Origin of the sequence: Akkermansia sp. RCC_12PD (assembly GCF_036417355.1) — a bacterium.
Taxonomy (GTDB): Bacteria; Verrucomicrobiota; Verrucomicrobiia; order Verrucomicrobiales; family Akkermansiaceae; genus Akkermansia.
On sequence record NZ_CP143889.1, the window covers coordinates 1,303,617 to 1,318,602 of the forward strand.

The following is a 14,986-nucleotide window of genomic DNA, read 5'->3' on the forward strand; positions in this document are numbered from 1 at the left end:
ATTCCTTTTTTGTACCTGCACGGTTTTGTTAAAAACGGTAAATGAAACGCAGCCACGGCTGCGGCGTGCCGGAGTAATAAGGATACCACCGATGCCCGGGATGGTGCATGGTAGAAGCCCATTCATCCTGACGGCGCGCCTGCGGCGCATAGGCAAGTTGCCGCCATTCCCCGTAGGCGAAGGAAGAAGGCTTTGTTTCTGAAGCCGGAGGCGCCAGAAATGCCTGGAGGGTGTTGAACGAACAGCAGTAATAGGGAATGTTGAACCGGGGCGCCAGCCCAAGCGCCAGCAGGAGCCATATCCACATCCGGAGGTTGGGATGCCGCACCCAGGCGGAGGCCAGAAAGGCGAGCAGGCAGGCCAGCGCCGGAACGCTTCCCTTGCAGAGCAGGTCGTTGACGTCTCCGTTGACGTACAGGAAGGGGAGAAGCAGGCCGGTTGCCAGCGTGCAGAGGAAGAGAGGATTCCGCCGGAAGTCGTGCCAGCAGAACAGGGCATATACAAGGAAGGAAGTGCCGATGAGCAGGAGGTCTCCCCAGCTTGTGTAGAAAGGCCGCAGGCCCATCCGGGAGGCCGGGGCGTTCACATGGACGTAGTAGAGCAGGAAGCAGATTCCCGGAATGACGGCGGCAAGGACGGCAGGAACAGTCAAGACTGCCGTACCGCTGCGTTCGGCCTTCCATTGCCTGATTCCCTGGCAGACTGTTATTGGCAGGCCGCCCACGGCTGCCAGGGGCGAATAGAAGGCCAAGCAGGAGAACAGCGGCAGCAGCCAGCCGGACGGCATCCGGCCTGACGCAAGCCAGACGAAGAAGAGAACGACGGGGATGGATGCGTTGGCGCTGCACATGATTTGTTCCGCAATGCCGAAGTAATGGAGCCGGAACAGATCCAGGGAGAACCAGCATTGCAGGTTCAGCAGGGAGCCGAACAGGATCAGCAGAAGGGCGAAGGCGGTAGAGAGGCGTCCGGAAAAGACGCAAATCCAGCACCAGGCCAGAAACAGCCCCCAGGCTCCCCACAGGGGAAGCAGGAGGCGGGCAGCGTCCAGCCCGGCCAGTTTGCCCGCCAGGGCGGGGATGGTCCAGAAGCCGATGTTGTATATCAGTGCGTCTCCGTCGGGAAAGACGACGGGCCACGGAGAGGAAACGAGTTCCTGAAGACAGGCGTTTCTGACGATGTGGTCCGGATGCTGGTTGACCCAGCCTCCCCATCCCGAGAGGACCATCACGATGGTGAAAGCCGTCAGTACGTACAGGGATTGCCGCGTGAAAAGGGGAAAAGGTTGCTGCCCCGGCGCGCCGCTCCGTGCCCCCTTCCCGATTCCCCGGATGAGCAGCGCCGCCACGGGGAGGGAGATGTACCAGTGCATCCATCCGGCCATGAACGCCAGCACGGGCAGCAGCAGCCAGGCACAGGTGTGCCATTCCAGCAGAACCGTGTTGAAGGTTCTTTCCGGACTGGAATAATTCATGGAAGAAGAGAGCATGCTCTCACGGACCTTAATGGCGGCGGCGCGGGGAGGCAAGGGAGAAACTTGCGGATTCTCCGCGGCCGCGAATGGGACGGTTCAGGTGGCAGGAATGGGGCTGCGCCGTCTTCGCTTTACCGGAAGAAGGCGGCCTTTCATGCTGGCGGCCTTATGAACAAGACAGAATTCATTCAGGAATTGCGGCGGGAACTGGGAGGCGAAGCCACTTCCCGGGAGGCGGAACAGGTGCTTGACGCCGTGCTGAACACGATTGCGCGGTCCGTGCAGCGGAAGTCGCAGGTTAAATTCCGCGGTTTCGGCACTTTCGGCATCAAGCGGCGCCAGGCTCGCGTAGTTCGGCATCCGGGCCATGGAGGCAAATTGTTTGTACATGAATCAAGCACCATGAAATTCCGGCCTTCAGGCCATTTATGGAAAAAGTAGGCAGATTCGCCGGGCCGTCCTTTCCATTTTGCCATTGACTTCCCGTTCCGGTGCAGGGTTAATGAAGATGACAGGGGCGGCCCGGACGGCCGGTCTGGAATAGAATCATCCATCTTTTTTGCGACCATGACGCCGGATTCCGTGCATTTGCTGACCCGTTCCTCCCAGATGAGCCTGTTCCGCGATGGAAAGGGAAGAGTGCGCCGCCTCTATTACGGAGCGCCCTTGCATGAGCCGGAAGACGCTTTTACAGATTCCGCCTCCGCTCCCCTTCTGTGTACGACGCTGGCGGATTCCCTGGACGGTCTGCCGAATGCGTCCGGGGAATACGATCTTTGCATCACCCAGGGGGACGGTTTCCTCTCCCTGTCCCTGGAGTGTGAACGGCAGGAGCTTGTGCGGTTGGACGGGGATCGGGAGGAGGCCGTCTTTTACCTGAAGGATCCGGCCTATCCGGTACGGGTGGAAGCGCACGTGCGCGCTCACCGGGAATCAGGCGTTTTCATGGAGTGGATGGTCATCCGCAATGAAGGAAAGGAAGACATCCGGATTCACCGGGCGGCTTCCGACCATCTGAATTTGAAGGCGGAACGGTATTTTGTGACGAGCTTCCGCGGCACCTGGGGCGGAGAATCCCTGATGAGCGAGGAAGAAGTGGCGCGGGGCCATGAACTCGTCCTGTCTTCCGGTACCGGAACCCGCGCCGCGCAGGAGGGAAGCCCCGGTTTCATCATTTCTCTGGACGGCCCGGCCCGTGAGGATTCCGGGGAAGTGATCATGGGCGCGGTGGCGTGGTCCGGCAATTACCGGATATGGTTCCGGCACAGTCCGTACCATTATCTGTATGCGGGGGCGGGAATGGATGTGGCTCCCGCACCGTATGTGCTGGATGCCGGCGGCGTGTTTGAGACGCCTCCCCTGATCCTGGCCCACAGTGGTAGGGGCAAGGGGGAAGCCTCCCGAAGCATGCACCGCTGGGCGCGCCGCTACGGCCTGCGCGGCGGTGAGGAGGAGCGGATGACGCTGCTGAACTCCTGGGAAGGGGTGTATTTTTCATTTACCGAGGAAGTGCTGCACGGCATGATGAAGCGTGCGGCGGAGCTGGGGATAGAACTTTTTGTCCTGGATGACGGATGGTTCGGCAGCCGGTTCCCGCGCAATGACGCCCGTGCCGGGCTGGGGGACTGGGAGGTGAACCGGGCCAAGCTTCCGCACGGAATTGACGGATTGGCGGAAAAGGCGGAAGAACTGGGAATCCGCTTCGGCATCTGGGTGGAGCCTGAAATGGTGAATCCGCAGTCGGAATTGTTCACGAATCATCCGGACTGGGTGATCGGCCTGCCTGGCCGGGAAAACAGGCTGGAGCGCAGCCAGTACCTGCTGGATTTGGGCAACCCGGAAGTGCGCGGTCATATTCTGGGCGTGATGCGCGAACTGCTTGGAAAGCATCCCGACATCGCCTACGTCAAATGGGATTGCAACCGCAAGATTTCCGATCCCGGTTCCGCATGGCTGGATGCGCGCCATCAGGGAAATCTGGCCATTGATTATGTGCGCGGCTATGAATCCGTTCTGGACGCGCTGGCGGAGGAATTTCCGCAGGTGGTGTTCCAGGCCTGTTCCTCCGGGGGCGGCCGCGCCGATTACGGCACCATGCGGCGGCATCACGAGTTCTGGACATCCGACAATACGGATGCCTGCGAACGCGTGTTCATGCAGTGGAGCATCGGGCACCTGTTCCCGGCCATTTCCATGGGCGCCCACGTGACGGCTTCCCCCAACCATCAGACGGGCCGCGCCGCGCCGCTGAAATTCCGTTTTGACGCAGCCATGTCCGGCCGCCTGGGCTTCGAGCTCCAGCCCTGCGATATGACGGAAGAGGAAATGGCCTTTTCCAGACACGCGCTGGCGGAATACAAGCGCATTCGCCCCGTGGTCCAGTTCGGGGACCTGTACCGCCTGTCCTCGCCGTATGAAAGCCGTGTGGCTTCCCTGATGTACGTGCGGGAGGACCGCGCCGTCGTGTTCGCGTGGCTGATGGACAAGTGGCTTGCGGACGCCCCGCCGCCCCTGCGCCTGAAGGGCCTGAAACCCGAAGCCAGGTATATGCTCCTGGAGCTGAACATGGATGAAAACGGCTCCGTCACAAATGTTCATGAACGGGTTCTGGGCGGCGATTTCCTGATGAATGCGGGCATCCGTATCAACTGGAAAAAGACGTTTCAGTCCGTCTGCCTGGAAGTGGTCAGAAGGGTTCCTTCCTGAAAAAATAGCGTCCGATTGCATGGTTTTTATCATGTGACCGCGCTTGGAGCAGGAGAGGAAGGAATATCCATACCTGGAGAAACTGTTGAACAGGTATCCCTATTCTTCCCAAGGGCATCCTGCTTTTATTAACAGCATGCCCTTGGCATAGAGCCCATGGTAACGAATAACAGATGTAAATGCTGCGATTGGTTTACTTGTTATCATTATAGGATCTGCTTGAAAATCAATAAAATGGAATATTACAAAACGCGTATTACAACTCTGTACGCTTATGATTGTGAAAACGTTTTATTCCAAAGTTTAAAGAAGGCTTTCTCGAGGCTGATTTTCATCAAAAATTCTACATGATTATAAAGAACTCCAGAAGCATCTGGATGAGTGGCTCAAATATTCCCCTGATGAATGCAAGGGAATGGCGGAAAGATGATAGAGAGAAACCATCAAGTCCTCCACAATCGAGTGGCATTTATTGTCATGGGAATATTTGAATATTAAGGATATCCAAAAAATCAAATATTATTCTGTTGTCATTATTTATAAGTTAGTTATTATTCAACGTGAATCAGGAAGGAATGAAGGTGTCATTATCTTCAGTCTTGTGATTTACCTTCATCCGGACGGCTTTTGGCAGGCGCTCCTTCCGGAGCTTTTCAGAGCAACTGCATTTTCTTCTCCCAGACTTTTTAATACTGGTAGGAAGATTTTTCGACTCAACCATTTCACATTTTTATCATTATGCAAAACGTTACATCCTCTTCGACCATATCAAATATTCCTTTATTAGAAACTTATAATGGAACGACCCCTTGTTTCGACTCATCGAATATGATACTTACAGGCGAATTCCCCGGTTTTAAGTATTACGAACCTGTTGTACGGACACGCAGCAGCGAGCCCCAGAGCATTCATGAATCTATCAGTGAAGGGCCTCCATCAGAAGGTTTCCATAGGGATTATGGGACCTACATACTTGACTAACCAAACTATTTTATAATATTTTCATTATATCCTAATTATTTGAAGGTGAACAATATAGAAAAAAGGAAGATCAACTTACGATCTTCCTTTTTTCTATCAAACCCTCCGTCTCTTTAGGAGAATACAAACAATTCCTAATAGACTCATGGTAGAAGTCGATGGTTCGGGAACAACGTCATATCCTATTAATTTGAACCATCCCTTTCCCGATTCCCCTTCTTCATAAGTTAATTTATATGATCCGTCAGAGTTGAACATATCAATATCTGAAAGATCATAATTCGTCAAATCGCCCGAAAATAGTTGGAATTCATCACCGGAAGAGATCATACTCAAAATTTTCGTCTCATCAAGATCAAGCCTTATTTGACTACTCTTATCCATGAAAACAGAACCAGCGGATATATAGTAGAACTTATCTCCATTCCCGCAGTTAAATGTTAAAAATGAATTCTCATTTAGTGATAGAGAAAAAAAAGTAGAATTTTTAGTTATGTTCCAACTTGATTTTGTTAAATTTATGTTAATTGAACCATCATTTTCTTGAGAAGTATAACCATCGAAAGAAGTACCATTCTGAATATTAACAGTTAAGTCAGATGAAGCGGATATTCTCTGATTTTTAGATTTAGACAAATCGACGTTATTAAGACTAACTTCTAGATTTCCTGCACCTGAAATCAGTGTGTTGTTATTAACTGAAGAAATAGATGAATTTGTAAGAGATATAGTACTACTATCTCCAACCAAGACCCCACTAGTACTGGATTTTTTATTTTCAATATGTGTATTATAAAGAGTTACTTTTGAATCTCCGCTTGCGGATATAGAAGCCCTATTATCTCCTGTTGTCGATATTCTAATAATTCCATTACCTTTATTTGATATTGTAGCGTTTCTACTCGCGTGGATCGCCGTATCTGAGGCATTATAAATTTCTACATTATCAAGGAGAAGGTTTGAATTATTCCAGAGGCGAATACCTGTTCCCTCATCTGCGTAATTATAAATTTTCGTATTGTAGATAGTAGATGTTTCGGTCATGTCACTCAGTTCGATCGCTGAACTGTAACCACCATACACGCCTCCCTTTGATACGGTAACTGAGGACCAACCATAATTCGCTCCTAAATTAAGAAATTTTCCTCCTTTTGAGTAAATCGCCGCATCCCCAAAAGAATTAGATCCACAAACTGTAGAAATTACAATATTAGTTCCGGTATAGGAAGATCCTGAAGAAATCAATAAAGCGCATGAAGCATTTGAGAGGTTATGATGTTTTTCGTTATCTTCTATAATATCTCCATCAATCGTGACATCGGCAGTTTTTGCCGCCAAACAATAGGGTATGGTGTATGAAACCAATAGGCTTAGGGAAATGAATAAGGCCTTTACTGATGATAATGTCTTCATAGTTCTTATCTAGGTTTGTTCCCATTTTAGGAACATTGAAGACCTATTACCGAATATCGAATGACTTGTAAATACTTTTGTACCTAAATTTGGTACAATCTCATTCTCTGTTATTGTTCCAAAATGAGGAACAGAAATAGTAATGAAGAGAAAAATCTTCGTAAAATATTAAAAGAAAAACGTTTAGAGTTGAATATGACTCAACGGGACTTGGGAGAACTCCTGAATACACCTCATACCTTCATTAACAAATATGAAGTAGGAGAACGGTACCTTACATTCACGGAGGTCATCAACATTTGTAAAAATCTACAGATAGATGTGCATAGTCTTCTGGATGATGTGATGGAGAAGTCTTCCAAAGAATAGTATCAAGGAAAGTAGAGTTCAATTTCTTCAACTCACTAATTCACAATACATCAACCTTCTACCAATCATTTTGGTAATCGTATCACCAATACATTCCATCACTTCGACCTTGGATGTATTATGCCTATAGGAAAACTCATGGATATACCTCTTCAAATGCTTAGGAGACATATAATGGTAAACGCCATAATATCCTCTCTTCAGTAGAGACCAAAAGCTTTCAATGGAATTAGTATGAACCTCTCCATTGACGTATTGTTTCCCCTTATGGTTGACAAACTCATGGACAAATCCGACAAGTCCTTTATAGGATTTGAACTCATCCGTAAACACATTGGAATTCCTCTCTACATGTTTTCCGATGAATCCTTGTAAATTGTAAGCGGATGTATCGTCGATATGTTTGACGATTACTTTTCCGTTTCTCTGTTTGGCTCCGATCACAATCAATTTACCGACAGAACCTCTTCCCCTGTTCAATTTCTTGGAAAAGTGTTTGTTGGATTCCTTTCCTCCGATGAAGGTTTCATCCACTTCCACTATACCGTCCAACTTCTCCTTTTTATCTTTCATCCAAACTTCCCTGATTCTGTGACAGAGGAACCAGGCGGACTTTTGAGTGATTCCAAGTTCTTTTGAAATCTGGATAGAAGAAATGCCTTTTCTGGAAGTCGCCAACAGATACATGCACATCAACCATTTGTGAAGAGGCAATTTGGATTCCTCTAAAATTGTACCGAATCTGACGCTGAAGAACTTTCTACAATCTTTACAGCGATAAGGCATCGGAAAGTGGTTTTTACATTTGGTGATATGATCTGAACCGCAATGAGGACAACGGACATGACCATTCCATCTTTTTAACTCAAAATACTTCCGGGCGGATTCCTCATTAGGAAATTTGGAGAAGAACTCATATAAGGAAGTATATTTGGTTTTGTTGTTTCCCATATCGTTGTTGTGATAGGGAAATTTTGTCGTGTTTTGATTAGTTCGTACGCGTTTATTTTCAGCGTATTGAGAAGTATTTTGTATTACAATTTTCTTACCCATATTGGGCGAGTAGAAAATTGTTCTCAGAATTTAATGATATAAAAATTAATAAGGATTAAATTAACCATCATTGGGTTTAATGATGGTTAAGTTATATATCATTTATAATAAATGAGTTATTTTCAAATAATTGTGTCATGCGTATTAATTGTGTGGTATACTAAGGCCGGTCGGAGGAAAGATTGGATGAATGAAAAGGCCATTCATTGTTATATCTTCTCCAGGACCGACCCTAGGTGGTAGTAAAATACCATTTAGTTAAGAAGAAATAATAAAATGGAGCCTATGGCGACAATATATTATATTAAAACTATTTGGGGGTTACGCAGAATTTATTATCTGCGTAGCCCTGAAGGAAAAGAAAGATTTTTCTTCAGAAAACCCAATAGAGAAATAGTCTTTATTTAGACAAATATGAATTAATTAAATTACTATTTACAGTAGTATGTTTTATCAAATTACTATTTGATAATCCTTGATATAAGGAGAATTTTTGTATAAAGGTGAAGGTAACCGCAAATTACCTTCACCTTTTTTATTTACCAAATTTCCTGAAAAGGAAGAGGTGATCTGTTGGATGGTTAGTCAAGTATGTAGATCCCGGGATTATTTCTGGATGGTACAAGTTGGAGAAATCCCTTCAACCCGAACAGAAGGGGATTCGGAACCGGAACCTGTAGAAGTGACAGCCAGCCTGAGTGTTGATGACTTGGGTGAATTTTCCATGGGGCCCTTGTCTATTAGTCTGCCCCCCCAAGGCCCAGCAGGAGGCAGTCCGGGACAAAGCGGTTCTGATTCGTCACGATTATCCCCTGGTTTCTACTGCGCAAGCCTCAGTTATGATAACATCGACTACAAAAAGAACAATAATAAAGCTTTCATGGATTTCACCCTGAATGCTTCTCCGGGAAAAGCTGTGCCGGAAGACAACGAAGACGATTCCTGTGATTGTGATCCCTGCGACTGCGACTGTGAATGTTCTTCAAGTGAAGGAAACAACAGCGGAGTTTCACCGGGGGGATCCGGTTCATCTCCTTCTCGTCGAAGCACGTGGAAGGAGTCACGTTGGGCAAGCTCATCGGGCGGAAAGAAAGTGGTTGCTACCGCTAATAAAAGCAATATGCTCTGGCAGGTTAATTTTGGTACTTTTCGGGGGTTAGGGGGTGTACCAGGTGGGGTGCTTGAAATTGCGGTGAGGAATTTTTCATCGGCAGTTTGGTCTGTTCAATCTCTCAGCTATAAACATCCGATAACCAAACGGTTGGAAAAACCTTCCGGAGCCGAATACATCGGTCAGCCTAATACCATGATCAAATGTATCAATGGAGCGAACAAAAGCCATTATTTGGTAGGAGGTGACGGAATGTCCGTCTTTGGTGCAGGAGTCTCAACTAAATCAGATCAATCCATCAGATTTCTTGCAATAGATGGGAATTTTTCGGAAATTTCCCGAAATACTATTTCTGGGAAAGCTTACATGGAAATTAAGGGTGCGAACAAAAGTTCAGTCATCTATTCTACCGATTCAGGACTGCCTTCAAGTTACAATACGTGGTCGGGCCGCAAAATTTCCTATGAAGAATTTAGGGATTATCTTGATGTCGTAACATCCACGGATGGAAGCCTGCGTCAAATCTGGAACATGTGGGATGGCTTGGCCAATATAGAAAATATCACTGCTGACGGGTACACGATTGCCCTGTATCTGCCCAGGCAAGTAGGGATGAAAGATGCTGAGAGTGGTTTGTATGCGGTGACTGGAGAACCATTCAAAACGTTTGAAATCGGTACAAACGAAGAACGTACTCGTCTTGTTGTTACGGAACGGGTGACAGGACGGGAACCATATGTCACTTCATGGTGGCAGACGGGTGAAGCGTGGTCCATGTCTCGCGGTACAGGTGAGGACGAAATTATAACGTTTAGAGAACGGGAAGAACTCGGGGACAATAAGTACCGGATTATCACAACAATCAAAAGGGGAATGAACGGAGAAGCCGTTTCCTGCACTTCGGAAACTTTTACCAAAACCGATGAAGGAACTTTGAGAAATGACAAGACGGTTGCCTATGGGAGCTCTTCTTCAGCCAAAATATCATATTCCTATGATTCTGCGGGACGTGGTAATTCCATCAGCCCTAATTATTCCATCAAGGGAGCGGTTCGTCAGAGCGGTTATGATACGCACAATAGGCCGTCCGTTTCGTATGAGCCTTGGGCAGGGGGTACACACAGGGTAGCCTATACCTATTATAAGGACGGGGATTTCTATGATTCGGATATTGACTACCAGCGCATTGCTCTTATTAAGGATGGGAATGCAACTCAATATCAACGAATTACATATACATACTTCACTGCCAGCCATGTGCGGCGCGTGGAAAAACGTATGACGGCGCTTGGTTCTGACAAGACCCAATTGGAAATAAAAGAAACATGGCTGGGAACGGCTCCAAATCCGCACGCCCAGGGACGCATTAAAATGGAACAGGGAATTGACGGAATCCAGACACACTATACTTATGAAGAAGATTTCAGTTATGGCTCCTTGTACAGGCAAACCGCTGAAATACGCGTAGAAGGAGAACTCATACCAGGTAAAAGTACCCGTTCCGTTACGTATGTCTCCGAGCAGGGCAACGATATGCGCATTGAAGACTATGCATTGTTGCTAGATGGTACATGGTCTTTGTTAGACACCGTTGATTATGAATATGATCGTGAAAATAGATGGATTAAACGCACGCGCTCCAATGGAAGGGTAAGCGAACGGGAAATGATGTGTTGCGGTCCCTTATGGGAGCGGGATGAGGATGGTGTGTTGACTACCTATTCGTACAACACGGCACGACAGCTCGTGGAAGTCATCCGCGCGGCAACAGACACAATCCCGGAAACAATCACATCCTACCAACGGGATGCGATGGACCGTATTCTTGAGAAGCGTGTGGACATTGGTCCGATGACGACCATCACAAAAACGAGTTACGATCTTCAGGGACGCATTATTTCCTATACGGATGAACTGGGCCGCGTCACTTCCTATTCTTATAGCGAGGATGGTTTAACGAGAACAATTATTAGCCCCACCGGCAGTTCGCTTGTTACAAAAATCCATCCGGATGGAACCATTCTGGAGGAGTCAGGAACGGGACAACGTCACCTGATCCATAACGTAGAAGCTACTAAAAATGGAATACGTACGACGGTTTCAACCCTTTCTACCGATGGGAAAAATTTCATTTTCCTTTCCCGGAAAACCGTGAACGGCTTCGGTCAGACGGTCAGCGAGGAAGTTCCCAATACGGATGGAGAATGGATTGCTACCCATTACAGATACAATGAAAAGGGGCAGAAAGTCCAGCGGCAAACCGGTAATCTGGCTCCTATCCTCTACTCCTATGATGTCATGGGAGTGCTTGAAAAGGAAATAGTAAAGTTGGATGGAGAGCCAACTCCCCTTAATTCTCGTATCACGGAATGGACTTCCTCGTATGAGAAAAGGGAAGATGGCATTTATTGGAAAGAGGTTACAAAAGCTTACTCTTCAACGGGAACCCCTATTGAAACAGCTCAATTGAAATTGGAAACCCTACTTCATCCATTATTAGAGGAGAAAACGATTACGGTGGATGCTCGTGGCAGTGAAACCGTGGAGTGGACGGAATATGGAGAGCCGGGGCAGCGTATACGGAAAATAAAAAAACCGGAATCGGATATTATTGAAGAGTGCATTCTTTCGGATGGTATTCTTGCCCACTTCAAGGACTGTACTGGTATCGTATCCCATTATACATGTCACTTTAATGAATCAGGAAAACGCGTCACCCGGACTGATGCCCGTAATAATACGGTTACTGTAGAACAGGATATTTCCGGTCGCACGGTCAAGGAGATTGATGCCGTTGGGAATACCACTATTACGGCCTATGATATTGCTACAGGTCTTCCTGCCGTTGTTACGGATGCCTTGGGGCATACTGTCTGTTATTCCTACGATGGAAGAGGAAGGAAAATCGGTGAATATGGCACGGGAATCCAGCCTGCCCTGTATGCTTATGACGATGCAGACAACCTTGTTTCCCTGACTACCTTCCGGGCGTTGAAAGAAACTATTGATTCCGATCCTGCCGACCGTATGGATGGTGATACAACAGTTTGGCATTATGATACGGCTACGGGATTGCTTCTCAGTAAAACTTATGCAGACGGTACCTCCGAAAACTACTCTTACGATGCCTTGAACCGGCTGGAGTACAGCATAGATGCGCGATCAATTACGGCACAACGGACCTACGCTTTTCTAACAGGTGAACTGGTGAGTATTATTTTCGATGACGAAACCACTACAAAAACGCCCTCCATTACTTATGCCTACAATCATCTTGGTATGGTCGTCTCCATCACAGATGGTTCGGGGATGCGGACATTTGACTACAACCAGTACAATGAATTGGAATCGGAAACGACCGATGGACTGGTCGGCAGTACGCTCACCAATTCCTTCGACGCTCTGGGCCGCGCTGGAGGCTATTCCCTCGCCTATGGAGGAGAAAACGTCCAGACCGTCACTACTGCCTACGACACTAAAGGACGCATGGGTAGTGCCGGTATGAATAGCATCGAAATGCCCTTCACCTACGGCTATAATGCAATTAATGGCTTGTTGGAAACCTTGAGATATCCCAATACCATGACAAGGTGGTATACTTATGAACACAAACGGAATCTTGTCACAAAGGTGGACTACCTGCGCCCCGGCAGCACCAATTATCCGGCGAAAGTCGATTACGCGTACGATGCGCTGGCTAGGCCAACCAGCAAGAAAGATTACTTCAACACGCCCAATCCCTCTCTCACGCACACCTATAGTTATAATGACCGTAGCGAACTCACCTCCGATGTGATGACCCGTGGCGGCATATATGGCTACGGATATGATAACATCGGCAATCGGAAAACATCACAGGAAGGTGCGGGGGCTCCCGCCACTGTGTATATGGCAAACGATCTCAACCAGTACGCTTCCATTGTGGAAGATGGAGAAACATCCTTCATTCCCATCTATGATATGGATGGGAACCAGACGAAGGTGAAAACTTCCAGTGGAGAATGGAGCGTTACTTACAACGGCCTAAATCAAGCTATCCTCTTTGCACAGGGTAGCAAGCGTGTAGAATGCCTCTACGACTATCTGAACCGCCGCGTCGAAAAAGCCGTCTATGAAGGAGAAATACTTGTTTCAAAAAAACGGTTTATTTACCGAGGTTACCAACAAATTGCAGAACTGGACGCCTCAAGTATAAAAAGGCAGGTAGAACCTGTCCTGAGAAAAACCTATCTATGGGATCCTGCGGAGTCTGCGGCAACCCGCATTCTGGCAATGACGGTGTTTAATGGAAGTGGCTCCTATGTAGAAGACCTTTACTATATGCACGATGCGTTGAAAAATACCATCGCCCTGTTTGGCATCCAGGCGGGACGTAGAGCCTTGTATGAATTCGGCCCTTATGGAGCCATCATCAAGATGGAAGGAAATGCGGCGGAAGAGAATCCATTCCGGTTTTCGTCGGAATATTACGACGATGAACTTGGCCTCGTGTATTACAATTACCGCTATTACAATCCGCAGCAAGGAACGTGGCTCTCCCGGGAACCTGTAGGAGAGCAGGGAGGGAACAATCTCTATGGGATGGTTAATAATCGGATTTCCTCCAGGGTTGACTATCTAGGGCTCATTCCTATGGAAATGGGAGAATATATGGCTGGAAAATCCATAGGATTTTCTAATTTGTCCAATCAGGAAAAACAACAAGCCCGCGAAGCTATAGGGAATACGCCCAGTGCACAGGAAGTCGCAGATATGGCACAAGAAATAGTGGACACCAGTCAGGATCATTTGGATGATTTGCAGACGGCTTTAGATGCTGTAGGTGTCATTGATCCAACGCCTGCATGTGATTTGACGAATGCCTTAATTCATTGTTGCCGTGGTAATTGGATGGACATTGGTATCAGTTTAGCCGGTTGTGTGCCGTATTTTGGAGATTCGCTTAAAGGTATTAAGTACGGTGCCAAATTAGGTAAGGGAGGAAAAACAGAAAAAGCGCTCAAAGAAACAGAGAAAAATTTAGCTAAAGGTATTCGTGAAAAAGATTTAGGCCCTAGTGGTAAGCCAAAAATTCATAATAAAGACCTATCCAGTAAAAAGGAAGCAAAAGAAGCAGCGCAACACGAAGGTAAGGGCAATCCCATGCATCATCCTAATCCTACGGTAGGCTCACCCCATTATCATGCCACAGACAAGGATGGAAAAAAAATTCCAGGAACTCATTATAATTATCCGAGATGATGAAACGAATTATATCCTATTATGGCGCATTAGTGCATTTCAAAAACATGGGGCCTGATGACGAAATGTTCGATCAAAATAAAGGTCAATATGGGGCCTATGGATATCTCTTTGCAAGAACAGACAGCGAGTTGACGTTTAAAAAACTTATAGAAAACTATGCAGATGAATATCGGACGGGTATTATTGAGATTTCCAATATGGAAAAAAGGCCGGATTTTGACGGAGAAGGCTACTATCATTACTTGGGCATTTATACCGATCTTTCGATCAATTGTTATTCTTTGACCACAGAGAACGACTTTGTTGAAAAAACATGTCATGACCCTATTCTTATTCCTATCTGGAGAAGTGCGACTGTCATCATAAAAAATTGCGGGAAGGACGATGAATTGTTTGTTGATCTTTCTCACGCACCAAGTGCAAAATTGTATGTTATGGCAAAAACCACAACGGAGGAACTTTTTATCACGCTTATAGAGAATTATGTATCGGATTATCATTCTGAGATCATCGGAATAGAAAATCTGAGGGTGGAGAAAAATGTTGATAATGTGGAAATGGCTGGCAGTGAACATCAATATATGGGAATTTATGACAATGGGTGCCTTGAAGCAGTTGAAGAAGTGGGCGCATAA

The 14,986-nt window shown here is 47.0% G+C and carries 7 protein-coding genes; 4 read left to right on the plus strand and 3 right to left on the minus strand.

Annotated elements, in window-relative coordinates; translation table 11 throughout:
• Positions 1 to 28: 28 nt before the first annotated feature.
• Positions 29 to 1,528 carry a hypothetical protein gene (locus tag V3C20_RS05445; RefSeq protein WP_161981650.1) on the minus strand — a complete coding sequence of 500 codons (1,500 nt, stop codon included), beginning with the start codon at positions 1,526 to 1,528 and terminating at the stop codon, positions 29 to 31.
• 114 nt (positions 1,529 to 1,642) lie between these two features.
• Between V3C20_RS05445 and V3C20_RS05450 the strand changes: the two genes are divergently transcribed.
• Positions 1,643 to 1,915 (plus strand): HU family DNA-binding protein, encoded by a 273-nt coding sequence (locus V3C20_RS05450; protein WP_161981369.1) that lies wholly within the window; start codon positions 1,643 to 1,645, stop codon positions 1,913 to 1,915.
• Between the two features lie 126 nt (positions 1,916 to 2,041).
• On the plus strand, positions 2,042 to 4,180 hold the full coding sequence (locus V3C20_RS05455; RefSeq protein WP_130084163.1) for an alpha-galactosidase: 2,139 nt from the start codon (positions 2,042 to 2,044) through the stop codon (positions 4,178 to 4,180).
• 1,077 nt (positions 4,181 to 5,257) lie between these two features.
• Here the strand turns inward: V3C20_RS05455 and V3C20_RS05460 are convergent.
• Positions 5,258 to 6,574, minus strand: a complete 1,317-nt coding sequence (locus tag V3C20_RS05460) for a PEP-CTERM sorting domain-containing protein (protein WP_130084164.1) — start codon at positions 6,572 to 6,574, stop codon at positions 5,258 to 5,260.
• A gap of 396 nt (positions 6,575 to 6,970) precedes the next feature.
• Complete coding sequence (locus V3C20_RS05465) at positions 6,971 to 7,894, minus strand: IS1595 family transposase (RefSeq protein WP_130084224.1); 924 nt, start codon at positions 7,892 to 7,894, stop codon at positions 6,971 to 6,973.
• Between the two features lie 595 nt (positions 7,895 to 8,489).
• Between V3C20_RS05465 and V3C20_RS05470 the strand changes: the two genes are divergently transcribed.
• Both V3C20_RS05470 and V3C20_RS05475 read left to right on the plus strand, forming a co-directional pair.
• A complete protein-coding gene (locus V3C20_RS05470; RefSeq protein WP_130084165.1) occupies positions 8,490 to 14,348 on the plus strand; it encodes an RHS repeat-associated core domain-containing protein in 5,859 nt (1,952 codons plus the stop codon).
• Positions 14,345 to 14,986, plus strand: a complete 642-nt coding sequence (locus V3C20_RS05475; RefSeq protein ID WP_130084166.1) for a hypothetical protein — start codon at positions 14,345 to 14,347, stop codon at positions 14,984 to 14,986. Before V3C20_RS05470 ends, V3C20_RS05475 begins: the two co-directional genes overlap by 4 nt.

Excerpts from the sequence above, each read along its gene's own strand:
- V3C20_RS05455 (WP_130084163.1), top strand. The coding sequence starts at position 2,042 with ATGACGCCGGATTCCGTGCATTTGCTGACCCGTTCCTCCCAGATGAGC.
- V3C20_RS05450 (WP_161981369.1), top strand. The coding sequence starts at position 1,643 with ATGAACAAGACAGAATTCATTCAGGAATTGCGGCGGGAACTGGGAGGC.
- V3C20_RS05460 (WP_130084164.1), bottom strand. The coding sequence starts at position 6,574 with ATGAAGACATTATCATCAGTAAAGGCCTTATTCATTTCCCTAAGCCTA.
- V3C20_RS05475 (WP_130084166.1), top strand. The coding sequence starts at position 14,345 with ATGATGAAACGAATTATATCCTATTATGGCGCATTAGTGCATTTCAAA.
- V3C20_RS05465 (WP_130084224.1), bottom strand. The coding sequence starts at position 7,894 with ATGGGAAACAACAAAACCAAATATACTTCCTTATATGAGTTCTTCTCC.